The 20,576-nt window shown below is 55.4% G+C and carries 18 protein-coding genes; 14 read left to right on the plus strand and 4 right to left on the minus strand.

Annotation, left to right across the window (positions count from 1 at the left end; translation table 11 throughout):
• Positions 1 to 28 precede the first annotated feature (28 nt).
• From K8R57_09705 to K8R57_09745, 9 genes are all read left to right on the plus strand, one after another.
• Positions 29 to 1,027, plus strand: a complete 999-nt coding sequence (locus K8R57_09705) for an aspartate-semialdehyde dehydrogenase (protein MCE9588574.1) — start codon at positions 29 to 31, stop codon at positions 1,025 to 1,027.
• A gap of 41 nt (positions 1,028 to 1,068) precedes the next feature.
• Positions 1,069 to 1,458, plus strand: coding sequence for a zinc ribbon domain-containing protein (locus tag K8R57_09710; protein ID MCE9588575.1), 390 nt, complete (start codon positions 1,069 to 1,071; stop codon positions 1,456 to 1,458).
• Complete coding sequence (locus K8R57_09715; protein MCE9588576.1) at positions 1,455 to 2,213, plus strand: hypothetical protein; 759 nt, start codon at positions 1,455 to 1,457, stop codon at positions 2,211 to 2,213. The genes K8R57_09710 and K8R57_09715 overlap by 4 nt, the downstream gene beginning before the upstream one ends.
• Positions 2,214 to 2,226: 13 nt before the next feature.
• The gene (locus K8R57_09720) at positions 2,227 to 3,504 is read left to right on the plus strand and encodes a hypothetical protein (GenBank protein ID MCE9588577.1); all 1,278 of its coding nucleotides are present in this window, start codon (positions 2,227 to 2,229) and stop codon (positions 3,502 to 3,504) included.
• Between the two features lie 92 nt (positions 3,505 to 3,596).
• Complete coding sequence (locus K8R57_09725; protein MCE9588578.1) at positions 3,597 to 3,737, plus strand: hypothetical protein; 141 nt, start codon at positions 3,597 to 3,599, stop codon at positions 3,735 to 3,737.
• Positions 3,738 to 3,755: 18 nt separating this feature from the next.
• A complete protein-coding gene (locus K8R57_09730; GenBank protein ID MCE9588579.1) occupies positions 3,756 to 4,205 on the plus strand; it encodes a hypothetical protein in 450 nt (149 codons plus the stop codon).
• On the plus strand, positions 4,202 to 6,910 hold the full coding sequence (locus K8R57_09735) for an insulinase family protein (protein MCE9588580.1): 2,709 nt from the start codon (positions 4,202 to 4,204) through the stop codon (positions 6,908 to 6,910). The genes K8R57_09730 and K8R57_09735 overlap by 4 nt, the downstream gene beginning before the upstream one ends.
• A 49-nt stretch (positions 6,911 to 6,959) precedes the next feature.
• Positions 6,960 to 7,412, plus strand: a complete 453-nt coding sequence (locus tag K8R57_09740) for a DUF1844 domain-containing protein (protein ID MCE9588581.1) — start codon at positions 6,960 to 6,962, stop codon at positions 7,410 to 7,412.
• A 2-nt stretch (positions 7,413 to 7,414) separates the two neighbouring features.
• Positions 7,415 to 7,981 (plus strand): chalcone isomerase family protein, encoded by a 567-nt coding sequence (locus K8R57_09745; protein ID MCE9588582.1) that lies wholly within the window; start codon positions 7,415 to 7,417, stop codon positions 7,979 to 7,981.
• Between the two features lie 13 nt (positions 7,982 to 7,994).
• On the opposite strand, the gene K8R57_09750 is transcribed toward K8R57_09745, so the two are convergent.
• Positions 7,995 to 9,368, minus strand: coding sequence for an MBL fold metallo-hydrolase (locus tag K8R57_09750; GenBank protein ID MCE9588583.1), 1,374 nt, complete (start codon positions 9,366 to 9,368; stop codon positions 7,995 to 7,997).
• 140 nt (positions 9,369 to 9,508) lie between these two features.
• On the opposite strand from K8R57_09750, the gene K8R57_09755 reads away from it, so the two are divergent.
• A complete protein-coding gene (locus K8R57_09755; protein ID MCE9588584.1) occupies positions 9,509 to 10,936 on the plus strand; it encodes a DUF1800 domain-containing protein in 1,428 nt (475 codons plus the stop codon).
• A 179-nt stretch (positions 10,937 to 11,115) separates the two neighbouring features.
• Positions 11,116 to 12,453, plus strand: a complete 1,338-nt coding sequence (locus K8R57_09760; protein MCE9588585.1) for a DUF1501 domain-containing protein — start codon at positions 11,116 to 11,118, stop codon at positions 12,451 to 12,453.
• Here K8R57_09760 and K8R57_09765 read toward each other — a convergent pair.
• On the minus strand, positions 12,446 to 13,672 hold the full coding sequence (locus tag K8R57_09765) for a hypothetical protein (GenBank protein ID MCE9588586.1): 1,227 nt from the start codon (positions 13,670 to 13,672) through the stop codon (positions 12,446 to 12,448). The two genes, K8R57_09760 and K8R57_09765, sit on opposite strands and share 8 nt — an antisense overlap.
• A 39-nt stretch (positions 13,673 to 13,711) precedes the next feature.
• Complete coding sequence (recN, locus tag K8R57_09770; protein ID MCE9588587.1) at positions 13,712 to 15,391, minus strand: DNA repair protein RecN; 1,680 nt, start codon at positions 15,389 to 15,391, stop codon at positions 13,712 to 13,714.
• A gap of 256 nt (positions 15,392 to 15,647) precedes the next feature.
• Between recN and K8R57_09775 the strand changes: the two genes are divergently transcribed.
• The 3 genes from K8R57_09775 to K8R57_09785 are packed head-to-tail and all read left to right on the plus strand — an operon-like array spanning position 15,648 to position 18,603.
• Complete coding sequence (locus K8R57_09775) at positions 15,648 to 16,448, plus strand: MBL fold metallo-hydrolase (protein ID MCE9588588.1); 801 nt, start codon at positions 15,648 to 15,650, stop codon at positions 16,446 to 16,448.
• Between the two features lie 2 nt (positions 16,449 to 16,450).
• Complete coding sequence (locus K8R57_09780; protein MCE9588589.1) at positions 16,451 to 18,055, plus strand: TIGR03790 family protein; 1,605 nt, start codon at positions 16,451 to 16,453, stop codon at positions 18,053 to 18,055.
• 5 nt (positions 18,056 to 18,060) lie between these two features.
• Positions 18,061 to 18,603 (plus strand): ecotin family protein, encoded by a 543-nt coding sequence (locus tag K8R57_09785; GenBank protein MCE9588590.1) that lies wholly within the window; start codon positions 18,061 to 18,063, stop codon positions 18,601 to 18,603.
• 122 nt (positions 18,604 to 18,725) lie between these two features.
• Here K8R57_09785 and lepA read toward each other — a convergent pair whose 3' ends face one another.
• Positions 18,726 to 20,519 carry a translation elongation factor 4 gene (lepA, locus tag K8R57_09790; GenBank protein MCE9588591.1) on the minus strand — a complete coding sequence of 598 codons (1,794 nt, stop codon included), beginning with the start codon at positions 20,517 to 20,519 and terminating at the stop codon, positions 18,726 to 18,728.
• Positions 20,520 to 20,576 lie beyond the last annotated feature (57 nt).

Raw genomic sequence — 20,576 nt, forward strand, 5'->3', positions numbered from 1 at the left:
CATGAGCATGACAGACCAAGGTAACAGTATCTCCTCTCCCAAGCACATTGCCATCGTCGGGGCCACCGGCGCTGTTGGCATCGAGATGATAAGGGTTCTGGAGAGACGGAACTATCCCGTCGCTTCCCTGCGCCTGCTTGCGTCACCCCGTTCTGCCGGTAAGAGCCTGGAGTTCCGCGGCGAAGAAATCATGGTTGAGCCGCTCACCGAAATGAGCTTTGAGGGAATCGACATAGCGCTTTTCAGTGCCGGGGGAGGGATCTCCAAGGAGTTCGCGCCTCATGCGGTAAAGGCCGGCGCGATCGTCGTGGATAATTCCTCGGCATTCCGGCTGGACCCGGAGGTTCCGTTGGTCGTTCCGGAGATCAATGCCGCCGATGCTGCCTCTCATTCAGGGATTTTGGCTAATCCGAACTGCACCACCGCAATCACGCTGTTGGCGGTTTATCCCCTGCATCAGGCCTTTGGACTGAAGAAGGTCATTGCTTCAAGCTATCAGGCCGTCTCCGGCACGGGAGCCCGTGCCATCGAAGAACTCCGCGAGCAGGTCGAGGCGATCTCCGAGGGTCGCCCTGTTACCAAGGAGGTCTATCCCCACCAGATCGCCTTCAATGTCCTTCCTCATGTCGATTCGTTCCTGGAGGATGGCTACACACGCGAGGAAATGAAGATGCAGAATGAGGGTCGCCGGATCATGCACCTCCCTCACTTCACAGCATCGGTGACCTGCGTCCGGGTTCCTGTCTACCGCGCCCACTCGGTGGCGGTAACCGCCGAATTCGAGAAGCCCATCTCGCTTGAGAAAGCTCGTAAGGTTCTCATGGCTGCACCGGGTATTATTCTGCATGACGATCCTTCCAAGGCGATCTACCCGATGCCGATCGAGTGCAGTGGGGAAGATGACTGCCGAGTGGGAAGGCTTCGTCTTGATTGTGCCCTGCCGAATGCCCTGACATTCTGGGTGAGCGGGGATCAACTCCTGAAGGGGGCGGCTCTGAATGCCGTCCAGATCGCCGAGTTGCTCTAAGGAACCTAGTAGTCGGGAATTTTACCCTATAGCATCAAGTCATGCCGACCTACGAATACGAATGCTCCAAGTGCAAGAAGACCTTTGAGGCCTTCCAATCCATGAAGGATGATGCCTACAAAACCTGCCCCAAGGAAAAGTGCTGCATGAAGACTTGGGGTAAGGGAAAGGTGAAGAGACTGATCGGGGCAGGGGCGGGGCTCATTTTCAAGGGCTCAGGCTTCTATATCACCGATTATCGTAGCGAGGGATACAAGAGCGCGGCGGAAAGCGCTAAAAAAAGTGAATCAACACCCTCAAAGCCTGCAGAAAGCTCTTCTGCCCCGGCCAAGACTGATAAGGCTGAAACTTCCACACCCAAGGCCGAAACAAAGAAAACCTCCTCGCCTGAGTCCACTAAGGGCAGGAAATCCCCGCCTAAGAAATCATGAGCATCATCCGCTGCGCCTCTTGCGCTCAGGATAGCTCCTCCTCGCTGGTTTACTGCTCTCATTGCGGGGCTATCCTTCCAAAAACTCCAAAAACTTCTCAGGGTGATGGGAGTGCGCCCCTTCTGCCATCGGTGGCTATCGCAGCCGGCCGGGCGCAACGATTTGATGAAGAGTCCAAGGAAAAACGTTCTCTCTTTTCCCATCTCTTGGGAATTTTCCGTTATCTCCTATTGGTTGCTCTGGGCGTCGCGTTCGTTCTGGCCCTGATGGATCCTAAGTCGCCACTTCCCGACTCCCGCCCGATTGCCAATGCCCCGGCTATCCTCCAGCAAAATATCCTAGGGTCAAGGGGAGTGCCGGTGACAATCTCACAGCAGCTCATCAATCAGGCGCTTGCTCAGGCGGGAAAAATCCAATGGGCTCCACCCTTTGATTTCATACCGATGCCTCAGTGGATGGAGAGTTCGGTGATACTTACCAATGGTGCCCTTCGTTTTTCGGTGACGATAACCTTGATGAGTTATCCTCTCCATCTTTCAGAGTCATTCAGTCTCTCCGGTGGCTCGCGGCAGTGGAATCTCATGCCCGAGTCAGGAAGTCTCGGACTGCTGCCCCTAAACGGGCCGCTCCTTTCGCTGATTACCCCATTCATGAATTCCTGCTCCGCCCCCTTTGCCAAAGAGTTGCAGGTGATCAAGGGGGCCGAGACAGTGCGGATCCGCCCCGGCTACATTGACTTGATCACACGCCCTTAGTTTGCCTAATCACATGACCGGAGGAGGTAACTGTTTCCGTATCCTCCTCGTTGTCGGGGTTGTGGCCTGGATTTTCATGCTGCTACGCGTTCAGAATGCCGTTGCGGGTCAGGCCGACAGCACTACTCCCCAGGGGGTCTTTCGTCTGCATTGCGGTGATCCCTCTATCTTACGCACTGAGGAACGTCTATTGAGCGGTGTCGAGAAACGTTTTTACGAGTTAACCGGCTTTGAGCCGCAGGATTATCATCCTGTCATGATCGTGCTACATGGTCTCGAGTCCTCGGGACAAGCGCTGCCAAGTCTCAGGGTTGATGCTCTGGAAGGCGGCCAGCCCCGTATTCAGGTTGATCTCTTGGAGCAAGACACTCCGCAATCGGCAAGCCAGACAGCTAGACTTCTCATAGCAGCGATGCTTCTCCGGGAGTGCTATCATGGGAAAGCCCCTCCAGTTGGTTCCTCCATTCCGAAGATCCCTGCATGGCTCTCCCACGGATTGGCCGCCCTATGTATTGATGCCAAAACTCAAAAAACCATCCAGGCCTCGTATCTACGCGGAGGAGCGCCGCCTGGAATCGAGGCCTTTCTGGTAGAGAGACCTCCTGATGAGAGTAATCATCTCTTGGAAGCAAATTACGATGCTAGGGCAGCGTGTCTCCTTCAGGTAGGATTGAAGGGAGAGAGGGGTACCATATTCAGAAAATGGATCCAGTCTGACTCCTCCGCAAAGCAATCTGGCTCATTGTCCTCATTATCACGTTGGCCTTCTGGATGGCCGATGCAGAAGGTGGAGAGGGAGTGGCTTTTGCTAATGGCAACTTCTTCCCGTGAAGAAAAAAACATCACCGAAGAGCTGACCTCCACGGAGAGCCTCGGCAGATATGATGTTATCGCAAAGGCGATTCCTATCGATGCCGGCTCCTTTGAGAAGCTTCGCAAGGAGAGGGGATGGGAATTCACTTCCCAAGGGATTTGTGCAAAACTCCGTGCCTTGCGTTTCCAAGCGAATCCCCTGGTGATTCCCCTCATCGACTCGACAACTGATCTCCTGCAATCGGGCAAAGCTCTTTCTGGGAAAAAACTCAGTGGACGCTTGGCCGCTCTCACTGCACTTCGATCAGATATTCTGAGACGCTCCCAAGCCATCAACGCCTATCTGGACTGGTACGAAGCGGCGAAGGTGCCCGTCCGCAGTGGTCTCTTTGACCTGTTTTTAAAATCTCCAGAATCCCCTGTTCGGAAAGGCCCGGTAGGCCGTTATCTGGATGCTGTCGAAACCCGGGGATGGTGAGGATAAGGGAAGAACTGAAGAGGCAGCAGTTAAAAGAAATGGAATCAACTTGTGACACTTGCACCTTCGCCCGTCCGCATTATCGTGTTGGGATGTTGAATCTGACACGGCAGGAGCAGACAGTGATGATCTTCATTCTGGCATCATTGCTCGTGGGAGCAGGGATCAGGCATCTGCGTATGACAGGAATGCTTCCCCATCAAACAATTACTCACTCCGGTTCCACCCACTGACCCCATCGACTTTATTTCATGAAAGTTTCTGGATTTAACGAGGCTGTCGCCTTAGCTGTCGCCAAAAAGGACAAATACCGGCCCGAGGGATACCAGTTCTTGCGCGAGTCACTGGAGGAGACGCTCAAAAAACGCTCCAAATCTAAGCAGCAGCCAATCTCCTCCCATGTCTCGGCGGAAGAGCTCCTTGAGGGCTTCAAGCGCATGGCCCTGAGAGAATTCGGCCCGATGGCTCCGACCGTCCTTAATTATTGGGGGATCGCTTCCTGTCGTGATATCGGAGAGATGGTGTTCAGCCTTGTGGAGGCGGGAGCCTTCGGTCGCACCGAGAATGACCGGATCGATGATTTTGAGAGTGGATTCGACTTTCATGTGGTCTTTGTTGTCCCCTTTCTTCCTCCACCACCTGTACCAATGACCACTGCTGACCCGGTTTCTGGCGATCAGCAGGCGTTTTTTACCAAATGAAAACACTCCCAGTACTCATGACCATCCTTGCTCTTCCTGTACTCACTGCCTCTCCCGAGAAACATAACAACCATGGGTCTTCCAAAAAAAGTGAGGGGGACGTTTCTGCGATCGTCGATACTATTGCAAAAGGAGATCCGAGGCTTTCTTCAAAGCCGCAGGTCTTCACTTTCCCCAACGGACTGACCCTGATCGTCGAGGAGAACAAGGGTGCGCCCGTCGCGAGCGTGCAGGCTTGGTGCAATACCGGATCCATCCACGAAGGAAAGCTCTTGGGAGCCGGGCTTTCCCATATTCTGGAGCATATGCTTTTCAAGGGGACTACCTCCCGGGCACCCGGCGTGATTGCGAGTCAGGTCCAGGATCAGGGGGGGTATATCAATGCCTACACCTCCTATGATCGTACTGTCTACTGGATCGATGTCCCTGCCACGGGTGCAGCCAAGGCGGTCGATATTCTGGCAGATGCCATGATGAACGCCACGCTTCCTGAAGCCGAGTACAACAAGGAACAGGAGGTCATTCGTCGTGAATTCGCAATGGGCTACGACAATCCCGATCGCACCGCCTCGCTCCTGCTCTTCCGAACGGCCTTCCACACGAGCCCATTCAAGGAACCGGTGATCGGTCATCTCGACATCTATAACAAGCTGAACCGGCAGGATGTCCTCGATTACTACAAGCGCCGCTACGTTCCGAACAATCTCTGCTTTGTCGTGGTCGGCGATGTCAATGCCGCCGAGATCCGCGATCAATTGACAGCCTGCTTCGAGAAATATCCCCGTATGCCGCTCGAACCGGTGACGATCGCTGAGGAGCCACCTCAACTCGGTAAGCAAGAGGCCAGGGATACCTTCCCCACGGATCTCAGCCGCATGAATATAGCCTGGCGTGCTCCCGGCGCCACGAGTCCCGATGCACCCGCCGTCGAGGTCCTCTCGGCTGTTCTTGGGACGGGTACGAGCTCCATCCTGAATACGGAGGTTCGTGAGAAGAAGGGGCTGGTTCACCAGATCGGAGCAGGACTCTATACCCTGACCCCTAAGGAAGGCCTGATCTATGTCGGAGCAATTGCTGATCCCGACAAGCGTGATGCCGCCGAGAAGGAGATCCTTGCCCAGGTGGAGAAAGTCGCAAGGGAGGGGATTACCCTCCCCGAACTGGCCAAGGCGAAGAAGGCTCTTCTCTACGAGCATTATCACGGACTGTCCACAATGCGAGGGCGTGCTTCCGACTATGGGAACGGCTGGCTGATGACAGGAAATGCAGAATTTGGGAAACGATACCTCGAGTCTATCGAGAAGGTGAAACCTGAGGATGTTCGCCGCGTGGCTGCCCTTTATCTCAAGCCGGAGGGACTCACCGTTACCTCGCTCGATCCGATCGATCATACAAAATCAGGTGAGGGGGTTGACGCAAAAACTGCCGAATCAAAGATCAGCAAGGAAGTCCTTCCCAATGGTCTCCGAGTCCTTATTCATCAGGATAACCGGCTCCCCTTGGTCTCCATCATCGCCGCATTCCGCGGAGGTCTCTTGGCCGAGATTCCTGAGAAGAACGGAGTCTCCCAGCTTGCAGCTAGCACCATTGTGAAGGGAACCCGGACCCGCACGGCCCAGCAGATCGCCGAGTCCGTTGAGCATGTGGGGGGATCGATCGGAGCCACTTCGGGCAACAATAGCTTCTCGGTCGCCGTCGAGGTGATGAAGGATGATCTTCCGCTAGGTATGCAGATCCTCTCGGATGTCCTGCTCAACGCCACTTTTCCGGAGGGAGAAGTCGCCCTAGAGAAGGATTCCCAGCTTGCGTCGATCAAGGCCGAGGATGACCAGATCACCACGACGGCTCGCAATCTCCTCAAGCCGCGTCTCTACGGGAGCCATCCCTACGCACTCCGTACTACCGGGTCCCCGGAAACCGTTTCCAAGCTGACCCCTTCCGATTTGAAGGCCTATCGGGACAGGCTCGTTGTCGGCAAGAACGGAGTCCTCACCATCTTCGGTGCGGTGAATCCCGACGAAGTGCTGGCCCTTGCGAAAAAAGAATTCGGGACTCTCCCTTCAGGCGAGATCTCCTTGGCCCAACCTCCTGTCTCTTCACCACTCAAGGAATCTGTGGAGGCTTCTGCCGAGCGCCAGAAACAGCAGTCGGTGATCATGAGGGGATTCCTGGGAACAACGATCGATGCAGTCGACCGACCTGCTCTGGAACTGATCGAGGAGGCTTCCAGCGATTTGGGCTCGCGCTTCTTTGTCCGCATCCGCGAAAAGCTCGGACTGGCGTATTTTGTAGGAGCGTCGAACTCCACCGGCCTGGCGCCCGGCGCCTTCGTCTTTTATCTCGGCACCGATCCGAAGAAGGTTGATCTGGCCAAGCATGAGTTCAACGACGAGATCGACAAGCTTGCTGCCGAGGGCCTTACGCAGGTCGAGCTCGACCGGGCTAAGGCCAAGCTGCTGGGCGCAGAGGCGATCCGAAATCAGTCAGCGGCTGCACTTGGCGGAGTCTGTGCAACTAACGAACTGCTCGGCCTTGGCTACGATCATGACAAGGTCCGTAAGGCCGAGATTGAAAAGGTAACCCTTGAGGATACCAAGCGAGTGGCCAACAAATATTTCGGCGATGCCAAGAGCGTAGAAGTTGTCGTAGGTCCTCCAGTATCCAAGGCTGCCGAACCGCTTCACAATCCCACCAAGGCACCTTAGCTCATTTCTTCCCATTACCCATCACCTAAACCCCATACCCTACAATCCCATGGCCGAAATCCAGCAATCAACAAACTCCGCCGATCTCACCCAGCGCTTCATCGAACTTGTGATGATGAATGCACAGCAGGCAGCCCTCTGTCTCGGACAGATGGCCCATCCCTCCACAGGCAAAGCTGAGGTCAATCTCGATGCTGCCAAGATGTTCATCGACCACCTGGAGATCATCAAGGAGAAGACCCGGGGAAACCTCAACCAGGATGAAGAAAAAATCCTGACCAGCGTCCTCTCGGAACTCCAGTTGGCCTTCGTTCAGGTGGCTTCAGGTTCAGTTGCTGGAGCCGAATCCGGAGCCACCGGACATGTCCATGATGAGAATTGCACTCATGATCACGTTGATGCTACTGGGCCGACAATCCAGTCCGAGATCCCAAAAGCCGAGTCAACTCCCGTCGAGGAAGACGAGGGTAAGAAGAAGTTCACCAAGAGCTACGGCGCTTAGCAATGAAGAGAGGATTCACACTTCCTATCCTTTCTCTGCTTCTGAGCGCGTTGCCTCTGAAGGCCCTTGAGATTCAAGGGGTGAGCGTTCCTCCGATGGCTCAGGTCAATGGTCAGAAACTGCAGCTCAATGGTGCGGGATTGCGTACATTCACCCTGCTGATGATCCCGATCAAGATCTACGTAGCCTCAGTCTACACTCCTGCGGCGATCAGGACGGCGACATCCATGATGTCTTCACAGGGCCCCATGCAGTTCGACTTCACCTTCCTGCGAGCCGTCGGTCAATCCGATGTAGTCAAGGCTTGGACCTCTCAGTTTGCCCAGAGCGTCAGCTACACCTATCCCGGCTATGCACGGGATCGCGATGCTTTCATTGCCATGCTCGGTCCCTTGAAAAACTTGGGGGTTGAGCAGGTCCAGTTTATCGGCACGAACACCATTGTGATCGATCAAGGAACCCTGAAGGGAACCATCCCGGGGCGCGACTTCCAGAAATCCTTTCTCAGCCTCTGGTTCGGGTCGAATCCTGTGGCCGCCGATCTGAAAGCGTCCTTGCTGGGTAAGTAATCTTTACGATCTTCTACAGCTCGATCGTCTGTCCTGGGGGAGGTGCGATGACCTTGGTGTCAGGTAGCGCTGAGTAGAGTTCGCTCTTGAACCATTCGACTGCCGGTTCGTCTCCATGGACCAGAAGGATGGTCTTAGGCCTGACCTTGATCGCATAGGAGAGAAGATCATCCCTCTGAGCATGGGCACTGAAGGTGAAGACCTCCCTGTGGCAGTGAAAGGGAACGGGCGCCCCCGCTGAGGTAAGTTGCACGACGCTTCCCGGTTCAGCATTCCTGACATGTCCCGCGGGTGAGTTGGGATCTGCATAGCCGACAAAGAAAAGATACTGAGAAGGATCAGGCAGCACCTTCCGGGCAAAGACATTGGAGAGAGTATTCTCGGTCATCATGCCGCTGCTGAGTGCATAGATGGCACGCTTTCGGGGGTTGAGCGATTGAATCTCAGCCCCCCCGGCCACATACGGGGCGACGTCATTCATAAGGCGGAGATGGGGGAGGCGTCTCGGCACTTGAGCAGCCATTGTGTCGTAGACAGCTGTGATCTTGCTGCTGAGTCCCCCGACATAGAGAGGGGTGGGGGGGATGACGCGGTCTCTCTGCATTTGCCAGAGCAGTGCCATGACCTCCTGGGTCTTTCCGAGAGCGAAGACCGGGATTGTTATGCTGGCCCCTTCCCCGAGAGCCGCAGCGACGGCTGATGCAAATCGGATTTCTTCCTTAGCTCTGGTGAAGCCGTCGGGTAAAGGGGCATTCCCACGGGTCGTCTCCATGAGCAGGACATCGACCGGTTCCTCGGGGAAGCGGGCTCCTGTCTGGATGGTCTGGTCCTCGAAGTTCACGTCGCCCGTGTAGAAGAACTTCTTACCCTCCGAGCGGATCATGACGCCTGCGGAGCCTAGGATATGTCCCGCGTCATGGAAGGTGACTGTTGTTGAGTCAGTCTCTCCCGCGACACGATCACCATCCAGCGAGAGAGGGCGCTCGAGAGCGCAGTGCCGCCACATACGCGAAGCCATTTCAATGGCGCGGTGACTGAAGAGGGGATAGTCGGCAAGTTTCAGTTCTTCCTGCTGGCGGTTCATGACATTGACCGAATTGTGCAGCATGACATCGGCAATCCGGGCGGTGCCCAGGGTCATGAGGACGGGCATTCCCGGCTGACGGGACTGGAGTAGGGGAAGACAACCGACATGGTCCTGATGGGCATGGGTGAGGATCGTGGAGCGGATCGATCCATTTTCCACCTCCTCCAAGATGGGTGTCGCGTCATGGCCGACCTGCTCGGGATCCATGCCGCAGTCGAGGATCACGGAACCCTCCGGAAGGTCGAGGCGATAACAGTTGGAACCGATCCCGGCACTCCTCGTCAGATTCGTAAAACGCATGATCGTGAAGTCTATGAGAACGTTATCAGAACCCGCGAGGGCAATTTCGACTCAGTCCGTCTTAGTCATGAGTTCAGGGGAATCTAAAAACCCTCAAATCATACTGCAACTTTCCAAAGGACATGGTGTTGTAGTAACTGATGTTCTCCCCGTTTCCCGAAAAGCTCTGGGATCGCAAGATGGCTGCACATCTGCTTGATAGGGCAGGCTTTGGAGGCACTCCTTCGGAGATAGATGCACTAGTCAGAATGGGGCCGGAAAAGGCTGTGGCCACCTTTATCCAGGCTGATGATGACAGTGATCTGTTTCCGAGACCCGAGTTACTCATGCCGGATCAACGCCTCGAGTACAAGCGGCGTGAAAAAGCGGCACTCACGGAGGACGAGCGCAAGACAGTAGTGAAGGAGTTACGCAAAGTGGAGGCCGCATCGATGCTCGATCTCCGCCTCTGGTGGCTAAATAGGATGCGCTACACAGCCGCCCCCCTACAGGAAAAGGCCACCCTCTTCTGGCACGGTCACTTCGCCACCAGCAATCAGAAGGTGAATGATCCCTACCTGATGTGGCAGCAGAACGATACGCTTCGCCGTTACGCCCTCGGGAAGTTTCCCGATATGCTCAAGGCCTTGTCACGCGATCCGGCCATGATCCGGTGGCTCGATCTCGGTCAGAGTCGCAAGGACCATCCCAACGAGAACTTTGCCCGTGAGATCATGGAACTCTTCTCCTTGGGTGAGGGTCATTACACAGAGAGGGATATCCAGGAATCAGCCCGTGCCTTCACCGGATACCGCATCAATTACGAGACCGGCCAGTTTCACTTTCAGGAAAGGGATTTTGATCCCGGCACGAAGACGTTTTTCGACAAGACGGGAAACTTATCAGGTGATGACATCATCGATGCGATCGTGGCTCAACCCCAGTGCGCTCGGTTCATTGGAAAAAAACTCTGGGTCTTTTTCGTGGCTGAGAATCCTCCTGAAGCAACCCTCAGCGCCGTGGCAGAACTCCTGCTCTCCAACGGTTATGATATCGGGGCAACCCTCCAAAAGATCTTCAGCAGCTCTGTCTTCTATTCGCCTAAGGTCGTCCATCACCAGATTAAGAGTCCAGTGCAATGGATCATGCAGACAACCAAGATGCTGGAGATCCCTCTTCCGGATGAGCGAGTGCTGGAAAACTCCCTCTCCTCGCTGGGTCAGGTTGTTTTCGCTCCGCCGAACGTCAAGGGCTGGGATGGAGGGCGTTCATGGATCAGCGCCTCCAGTCTACTCTATCGTTACAACCTGGCAGCCTATCTGCTCAGTGGGAAGGCTCGCATCCTGGGTGGCGGCAATACCAAGATCGCGGTGATTCCTCTGGAAACAATCGCCCCGTTAAGCCTCCGGGGGAGCTCCGACCAGCTTCTGGATGAACTGGCATTTCGGGTGTTCAACTACCCGCTTCCTATCAAGGATCGCGCCACCTACCTGACCTATCTGGAAAAACACCCAACACCTTATTCCGATAATGTCGTCCGCGATCTCATGCAGCTCATGATGAGCACCCCCGACTACCAACTGACATAAGTGAAAAGGATGAGAGCTGAAACTTGAAAGCTGAAATAAAGTGCGGCCTTATGAAATCAAGTAAGTTTTTATCAGATTCTCAAATATTTCGTGCCAAGTTGATATATCGATTTCATCCGATCCAGTAACTACCTTCATATTCTTCAGGTTTCAGGTTTCACCTTTCATCCCTCCTTCCCATGAAATCCCCCAAAGATCAACCCCTCCATACTCGGCGTGACTTTCTCAGGACATCGGTTCTAGGAGGTGCCCTTGCCTACACGGTTCCTCTCTTTCTGGAGAAGACCTTTCTCTGTCTCGACACCATGGCCGCTGCCACTCCTGGACAGATCACGACGGGTAAGGATGGCACTATCCTGATCGTGCTCCAACTGGCAGGTGGCAACGATGGGATGAACACACTCATTCCCTACGGGGATGACGCTTACTACAAGGCTCGCCCAAAAATCGCTATTCCAAAGACGGGCGTCCTCAGGATCAGCGACTATGCAGGTCTTCATCCGAAGCTGACCGGCCTCCATGATCTCTACGCTCAGGGCTGCCTAGGCATGGTGCAAGGCGTCGGTTACCCTAATCCTAATCGCTCACACTTCCGATCGACCGAGATCTGGCAGACAGGAAGTGATGCAGACAAGAACGAGTCTGAAGGATGGCTTGGAAAATATTTTGATAACTGCTGCCAGGGAACTGACCCCTCCACGGTGGGGGTGGCGATCGGCGGACAGACTCCCCAGGCTTTTGCCTCACCGATACCCAAGGGGGTGGCATTCAGTAATCCCGAGCAGTTCCGCTATATGAGCGATGCTGCGAGCGATCCGGCCTCAGCCGACATGTTCATGAGGCAAATGAACCAGCTTGCCGATGCGGGACACAGTTCCCTGAGTGAGAATTCAGGAGGTTCGATCGGGATGATCTCCGGACCGGCGGACGACGAAGGGAGCACCGTCGAGTTCCTCCAGAGGACAGCTCTTGGTGCGCAGATGAGCAGTGACAAGATCCTTGCTATCACTCGGAAGACCAAGAGCTCGGTCAACTACCCGCAGTCACAGCTCGGGAACAACCTCAATCTGGTCGGTCGCCTGATTGCCGGAGGATTGCCAACACGCGTCTATTACGTTTCTCAGGGAGGGTTCGACACGCATGCGAACCAGTTGCCCTCTCATGAGCGTCTTATGAACGATCTGAGCATGGCAACATCCGCCTTTGCGCAGGATCTGAAGGCTCAGGGGAATTTCAACCGCGTTCTGATGATTTCCTTCAGCGAGTTCGGTCGCCGTGTTTCCGAGAACGCCAGTGGCGGTACGGATCACGGAGCCGCCGCACCACTCTTCGTCATGGGAGGGGGAGTGAAGCCCGGTCTTTACGGTAACTATCCAAGCCTGACCGATCTGCACGACGGCGATCTCAAGTTCGGCACGGACTTTCGTTCCGTCTATGCCACGGCTCTTGAGAAATGGCTCGGAGCGCCGAGCGAAATGGTCCTCGGGAAGAAGTACCCTCTCTTACCCTTTATCTAGGAGATCTAGGAAATCTGGGAAGCGTTTCTCGGACCAGCAGTCCCAGGGTGACGAAGGCAGGGGCCAGCCACGGAATAAGTATACCGTGACGTAAGGCGAGCATTGTGGCGGCAAGCGTTGCAACAGTCACTAGCACCGCCAGGATCAGTGATGGTGTCCTGCCTGCCCGTACACCGATGAGGAGCAGTATCATGCATCCCGCACCGAGAACGATCTGGGAAATCCAGGAAAGATGCCTCCAAGCACGTTGCGACTCCATTTGCTGAAGAGTTGCAAGGGAAGATAGGTCACCTTCGTGACACAGGACCACGAGGCCGTCATTCCACTGCATGTCGAAAGGGGCCGATTTCTCCCCACGCTCTTTCTGCTCAATTCCGAGAAGGAAGTCCTCAAGTCTAGGGGTAGGGGATTTGACCTTGTTGGATCTGCTCTCCTTGAGGGGAAGGGATCCGCGATTTGTAAGGAAAACCGGGGATCGTTCCGGAAACACAAGAAGCCTTCCTCCGAGAAGCCAGACAGGAGAAATGTCCGGGGAAGGTTTCATGGATCCCAACCGGGAGATTTCCCGAAAAATCTCCCACCAGATGGATCCGACGATTTCGCCATGATTCGTTTCGGCAAAGAGTTGGAGACCACCCGAGGGATCTGCTGAAGCTGGCAGAAAGCAATACTGGCCCTTATTTGATATTTTTCCGGGCACGCTTTCCAACCTCAAGGGATCACTGATCCAGTAGGGGAGATTATAGCGGCAAAGGGGGATAGAATGGTACTCTGCTGCAGGCGAAGACTCCTGGGTTTGGATAATGTCAATTCCCTCGGCGCGGATCGTATTGAGAACTCCCAGCAGGAGTTGCTCTGATTCCTTATCCGAGGTCACTTTCCCTGCGATCAGGATCCGTGCCGGATGGAGTTTGCCCAAACCACGCAGAGCCATAGCGACGTCGAGGGATGCCAAGTTCCCGTTAGTGGCCGGAAGTTCAAGCGGTCTGATGGCGGGTGTTGGGGGATAATTTGGCAGTATTGATGGAGGGAGAGAAAGGAGGAGATGTTCCTCGAACGGCCACGTCAGGCCGAGCATTTGAACAAATGTGGCGAGCAGAATGATCGCACCAAAGGCGATGCTCAGGATAGGGGAGCTGATGTCCTTGGATTTGACTAATGCAGAGGGAGCCGCAGGCGTCCCCCCGTCATCTGATTCCTTGAGATAATAAAGTGCCATGACCGGTGCGTTACTCAGTGCTGTCCGCTGAAATCAACGCTAGCCAATGGATACCCGAATCAGCGCCTCAGCGTGGGCCTTTGCGGATTCGCTCACCCCTCCCAGCATTCTGGCGATCTCGGAGATGCGATCGGATCCTTCGACCGAAGAGAGGGTTGTTTCGGTCCGTCCCTCTTGGACGGATTTTATCACCATGAACTGCGTCGCTGCAGCCGCTGCGACCTGAGGAAGGTGAGTGATGCAGAGGACCTGGTGGCCGGCCCCAAGTTCCCTCATCTTGGCCGCAACTTTGGTGGCGATCTCGCCTCCGACATTGGCATCGATCTCGTCGAAGACCAGAAGCGGAATCTTGTCCTGCGCGGCAAGTGCTGACTTGAGCGCCAGCATCACGCGGGAGATTTCTCCGCTGGAAGCGATGGATCGGAGGTTCTGTACGGGTTCACCCGGATTCGGAGCAAAGAGGAACTCTGCAACCTCACCTCCGTCAAGGCCGTACTCTGCCTGCTTCTCAAGAGTGATTTCAAATCCAGCCTGCTTGAACCCTAGGTCGGCCAGTTCCCTAGCCACGAGCTTGGCAAGCTTGCCAGCTCCCTGTGCGCGTTTCGCTCCAAGCTTTTCGGCTGCTGATTGAAGCTTACTCTGTGCTTCGGAGAGATGCTGTTCGGCGGCAGATTTCAGTTCCGCGTACCCCGAGAGTTTATCGAGTAGGGCGGCTGAGGCCTCACCCCTGGCAATCACGTCGGAAAGCGCCGGGCCGTACTTTCGCCGCAACGTGGAGATTAGGTTCAGACGCTCCTCGAGCTGATGGAGTTCACCGGCATCGACCTCTATGGTCTCCGCATAATCACGAAGATCCGAGATCAGGGAATCAAGATCGCCCGTGATCCTCTCCAGTGTCTCCAGATGCGGGACGGAGCGGTCATCCAACCGACCGAGTTCCCTGAGAAGTCGGGCTGACTCCGAGAGCGCCAAACTCGCTCCCCGTTCCTCGTCATCGAGACGCTCGATCGAGGAGGCTGAGAGTTCGATCAGGCGGCGACTATTCGAGGCGGCTTTGTATCGGGCGTTCAGCGTCTCTTCTTCCTCTTCGACCAGATTGGCGGAGTTGATCTCCCCGACTTCGAGCCGCAGTTGTTCGATGCGATCCCCACCACCGGCCGAGGCCTCGAGTTCATCCAGATGACGTTTGGTTGAGGCCACATCAGCGCGCCGTTCCAGATAGACTTCTCTCAGCGGAAGTGCCTCGCAGTAACGGTCCAGCAGCAGGGTCTGCTCACGTCGTGAGAACAGGGATTGGTGATCATGGGGGCCGTGCAGATCGACGAGACGAGTGCCGAGTTCCTTGAGGACCGAGAGATTGCAGGGACTGCCGTTGATGAACTGCCTTCCCATCGTGTTGCTCCCCTCAGCGGCGATGGTTCTTTTCAGAATCAGTTCTCCCTCCTGACAGGGATCGATGCCGGATTCCTCTAGTAGTGAATCGATCTCACGAGTCTCCTCCAGTGAGAAGAGCGCCTCGATCCCCGCAGACGATGCGCCGGCTCTGACTACCCCTCGGTCCGCCCTTTCGCCTAGCAGGAATTTGAGTGCTCCTAGGATAATCGATTTTCCGGCGCCGGTCTCGCCGGTCACGGCTGTGAAACCGGCAGGAAGATCCCATTCCAGCTCCTCAACAAGGGCTAGATTGCGGATTCGGAGAGATCGGAGCATGGCCGACATGGCGGCTACTATGCCACCGGGGGGAGGGAAGTTGAAGCGCTCAATTGGTGCCCCGAAAGAAAACAGACTCGCGCAGAGGCGCAGAGGCGCAGAGAATAAATGAATGAAATGGAATGTGTTTCGCATTCAATTGTTTGAATCTGTCATCACTCAGTTCACGAAAACAGAGTACTTCTCAAAAACCGGATTGCCGTCTGCATCCATGGAATTGAAGGATTATACTCAGCGTCTCTGCGCCTCTGCGGGATAAAGTCTCATGGATTCGTTGGAAATCACCTTTCTTGGCACAGGTACCTCCCAGGGTGTTCCCATCATTGGCTGCGACTGCCCCGTCTGTTGTTCTTCTGATCCTAGGGATCAACGCGGTCGCACTTCTCTCTTGGTGAAAGCTCCTGACTTCCATTTCGTGATCGATACCGCCCCTGAGTTCCGAATGCAGTGCCTTCGGGAGGGGATTACCAGACTGGATGCGGCCCTGATCACGCATGCCCATACGGATCACATCATGGGATTCGACGACATGAGACGCTTCTGCGAAATGGATGATAAGGAAATGCCTATTTATGCCTCCGCAGAGACGATGGAGGGGCTCAGAAATACCTTCCGTTATGCTTTTGATGAACCTCAGACTTGGAAAAATTATCTCCGCCTTGCCCCGAATCTGATCCGGGGTCCTTTTCAACTGGGCGAGACGACCGTGGTCCCCGTCGACCTGCCGCACGGGAAATTCACCACCACAGGCTATGTTTTTCATAGGAATGGTCGGAAGTTACTAGCCTACTTCACCGACTGTTCAGAACTGCCGACTGCGGCTGTCGAGGCCGCCCGGGGCGCCGAGCTACTGGTGCTGGACGCCCTAAGAGATAGACCTCATCCTACACACATGAATTTCGATCAGGCCATTGTTGCAGCTAGATCAGTCGGGCCAGCAAGCACCTTGTTCATCCATTTATGTCATGAGGTTTCCCATGCTGCGAAGCAGCAGGAACTGCCTCCGGGATTCCATCTTGCCTATGATGGCCTCCGCGTGAAGTTGGGTGAAGCAAGGCAGGCATGAGTATGAAACGGATCTTTCACCTATTGCCTGGATTCCTCCTGGTTGCAGTCTTTCTGAATTGTGGCCAGCTATCTGCAGCAACTCCCCAGGAGGATGCGGCCGCGACCGTGGTGATTTATAATGCGAATGATCCCGACTCCAAGGTGTTGGCCGACTTCTACTGTTCAGCACGAGAGATTGATCCCTCGCATGAGATCCCCCTTTCGACAACAAATGCGGAGGAGATTACCCGGAACGATTACGACACCTCCATCGCTACGCCGCTCAGGCAGGAACTAGTGAGGCGCGGGTATTGGAGCGTCACTAGGGACATGATGAACCGTCCCATCGTGATCGCCTCGAGCATTCGTTATGCTGCTGTGATCCGCGGTATCCCCTTGAAGATCAAGGAATGCGCCGACTATCCCGGTGATTCACAGATCCAGCCTGCTCCAGTCGGCACTGTAAATGCCGCATCTGTCGACTCGGAGCTCTCTATACTGGGACTCTTTTCACCGCAGATCTCGGGCGTGCTCAAGAACCCCATCTGCAACAACGCCTCGCAATCCATCTTCAACTCCCAGGTGCCTCCGGCCCTGCTCTTCGTGGCTCGGCTCGACGCTCCGAGCGTAGAGGCCGTCAGATCCATGGTTCTGAATGGTATCCGGGCAGAGAAAGAGGGCCTTTGGGGGTGGGGATATATCGATCTTCGTTCCATCACCTCTGCCGGATATGTGCAGGGGGACAACTGGATCAGGGCCGCCGGCGCGGCCATGAGGCGTTACGGCATCCCGGTGATCACGGATGACCTGCCCGATACTTACCAATCAGGATTTCCGGTCACTGATGCCGCCGCTTATTACGGCTGGTACTCCGAGAATATCGACGGCCCATTCGCGGATGCTTTCTTCCGGTTCGTGCCGGGAGCCGTGGCCGCGCATTTGCATTCCTTCAGCGCCACCACCTTGCATGATCCGCTCAAGGGATGGACCGGCCCGCTAATCCAACATGGGGCCAGCGCCTCCGTGGGGAATGTCTATGAGCCTTACCTGGCTTTCACCACCGACTTCGGCATCCTGAGTTCCAGCCTGCTTTCCGGATCCAATCTGGCCGAGAGTTACTATGCTGCCCAGCCCGTACTCTCTTGGATGAGCATCCTGGTGGGTGATCCCCTCTACCGTCCCTATGCCTGCTTTGCTCAGGCCGACAGTACATCTCCCTCAAAGAGCGTCTGGACCGATTATCGCAGGATCATTCTTGCCCATAACGGGGATGTGCTTCAGTCGGCCGGGGATCTTGTCGCCCGGGCCAAACAGGGTGGGCAGAGCCTTTACCTTGAGGCTCTGGGAGCCGCCCAGATGGATGCTGGGGTTCTTCCGGCGGCGGAGGCCAGCTTTGCCTTAGCTTATAAGCTGGCCAAGGAAAATCCTGTCCAGTTCCGCTTACTGCTTGAGGGTGCTCGATGCTTCGAGAAGCAGGGAGATCCCGCCCACGGAGCATCACTACTACGTTGGGGACTACTTCACTTCACCACATCCTCTCAACGGGGGATTCTTCTGGCATGGATCGCTAGGATGGATCCGATCAAGCCTGCTCCGTCATCATCTCCGGCACCATCCCCCAAGTAAAAAATATGGAACTCAAGAGATCCGGAAAGGTTTCAAGAAAGGCTTCATTAAGATTGAGCGGCATTCTATGCCTCTTTTGGCTTTTAGCATCCACTGGGTCATGCCTCATTCCGGAAGATGTCAGTTACAATGCAGGCAAGGAACTCAAAGCCTTCCCACCCGCAGGGGAGGGGATGAGCCGCTTCGTGATCATGCTTCCACCCCGGAAGGACGAGGAACTCCTGAAAGTTCAACTCCTTGTTGGCAAGACCGTGAAGCTTGATCCCCAGAACCGTTACTTCTTTGGTGGGAAGCTTGAGACCGAAACGATCACGGGTTGGGGCTACGACCGCTACATTCTGAAATCCCTCGGCCCGATGGCCGGAACCCTCATGGCCGTCGATCCGAGCGAGCCAAAGGTCGATCGATACATCACCCTCGGAGGGGAGCCTGAACTCCTCCGCTACAACAGCCGCCTCCCGCTGGTGGTTTACGTGCCGAACGATGTGGAAGTACGCTATAGAATCTGGACTACTGAAGTGAATATTCAGACGGCTCCCAAGGATTAATTTTCGCCCACTGAGTGCTTTCTTGGGATTAGGCGAAGCAAGTTGCAGAGAATATAGCTAGCCTGCAGCGAACTGCAGTCCAACAAAGCCAGTGCTAGAAATTGCGAGCCGCTGAAGACAAATCAGTTTGTTTTCAGCACCTCGATGAAGGCTTCTTGGGGAATATTCACCTGCCCGATCGCCTTCATCCTCTTCTTACCCTCTTTCTGCTTCTCGAGGAGCTTGCGCTTGCGGGTGATGTCGCCTCCGTAGCACTTGGCGGTCACGTTCTTGCGCATGGCACCGATACTCTCCCTGGCCACGATCTTGCCGCCGACGGCGGCCTGGATGGCGACCTGATACATCTGAACGGGAATGACATCCTTGAGCTTTGCAGCAAGTGAACGGCCGCGGGCTTCGGCCTTGTCCCGATGGACGATGCTAGAGAAGGCATCCACGGGCTCTCCATTGACGAGCATCTCGAGCTTGACCATGCGGTCTGGTCTGTAGCCTGCAGGCTCGTAGTCAAGGGAACCGTATCCGCGGGTGACGGATTTGATCTTGTCGTGGAAGTCGACCAAGATCTCGTTGAGAGGAAGGACGGCGGTGATCATGACGCGCCGGGTGTCGATCGAGTCGGTGCTCTCCACGATGCCACGCTTCTCCATCATGATCTGCATGATGTCGCCGATGTTTTCGTTCGGGATCATGACAAAGCATTTCACGACAGGTTCGCGGATCTCCTCGACGACACTCATGTCGGGGAGGTTGGCGGGGTTGTCGACCATGAGGAGATCACCATTGGTCTTGATCACCTCGTAGACGACGCTCGGATAGGTCGCGATGATATCCATGTCGTACTCACGACGCAGGCGCTCAACGATGATCTCCATGTGAAGGAGTCCTAGGAAGCCGCATCGGAAGCCAAAGCCCAGAGCGACGGAACTCTCGGGCATGTAGTTGAAGGCGGCATCGTTGATCTGGAGCTTGCCCATGGCCGTCTTGAGTGGCTCAAAGTCGGCTGTGTTGATCGGGTAGATGCCGCTGAAGACCATCGGCTGAACTTTCTTGAAGCCGGGGAGGGGTTCTGAGGCCGGTTTCTTGGAATCAGTCAAGGTGTCGCCGATCTTGATCTCGGCAGTGCTCTTGATATTCCCGATGAAGTAGCCGACATCGCCCGGGCCCATCGCACCCGTGGCAGTCATCTTCGGGGTAAAGATGCCGACCTCCTTGACCTCATAGGACTGGTTGGTCGACATGAGCTTCACCTGGGTTCCAGCTTTGAGATTTCCCGAAAAGACACGGATATAGCTGACAACTCCTCGGTAGGTATCGAAGAGGGAATCAAAGACAAGAGCTCTCAGGGTGCCATCTCCCTCAGGGGGTGGGGGGACGCGCTGAACCACGGCCTCCAGAATTTCGACGATTCCGATGCCTGCCTTGGCACTAGCGGGGATCGCCTCCTCGGCGGGGATGGCCAGGAGGTCCTCCAGCTGTTTTTTGACCGCTGGAAGATCCGCGTTAGGCAGGTCGATTTTGTTAATGACCGGGATAATCGTCAGGCCCTGTTTATGGGCCAGATGGATATTGGCCATGGTCTGGGCCTCTACTCCCTGAGCCGCGTCCACAACAAGGATGGCACCCTCGCAGGCGGCGAGGCTGCGGGAGACCTCGTAGGCGAAATCCACATGGCCGGGAGTGTCCATGAGGTTGAGAGTGTACTCCTGACCATTCTTGGCCAGGTACTGCATGGAGACCGGGTGAGACTTGATCGTGATGCCGCGCTCGCGCTCCAGATCCATAGAGTCCAGAACTTGCTCCTGCTTGTCACGGTTGGCGATCGTGTTGGTGACCTCCAGAAGACGGTCGGACAGGGTGGTCTTCCCGTGATCAATATGGGCGATGATGCAGAAGTTGCGGATATGCTGAACAGACATGGGCAGTCGGTGAATATCGTGCACTGGGGGAACAGGGTCAATGTTCTTGGAAGATTC

Source organism: Verrucomicrobiota bacterium (assembly GCA_021413925.1).
GTDB lineage: Bacteria > Verrucomicrobiota > Verrucomicrobiia > Chthoniobacterales > UBA6821 > UBA6821.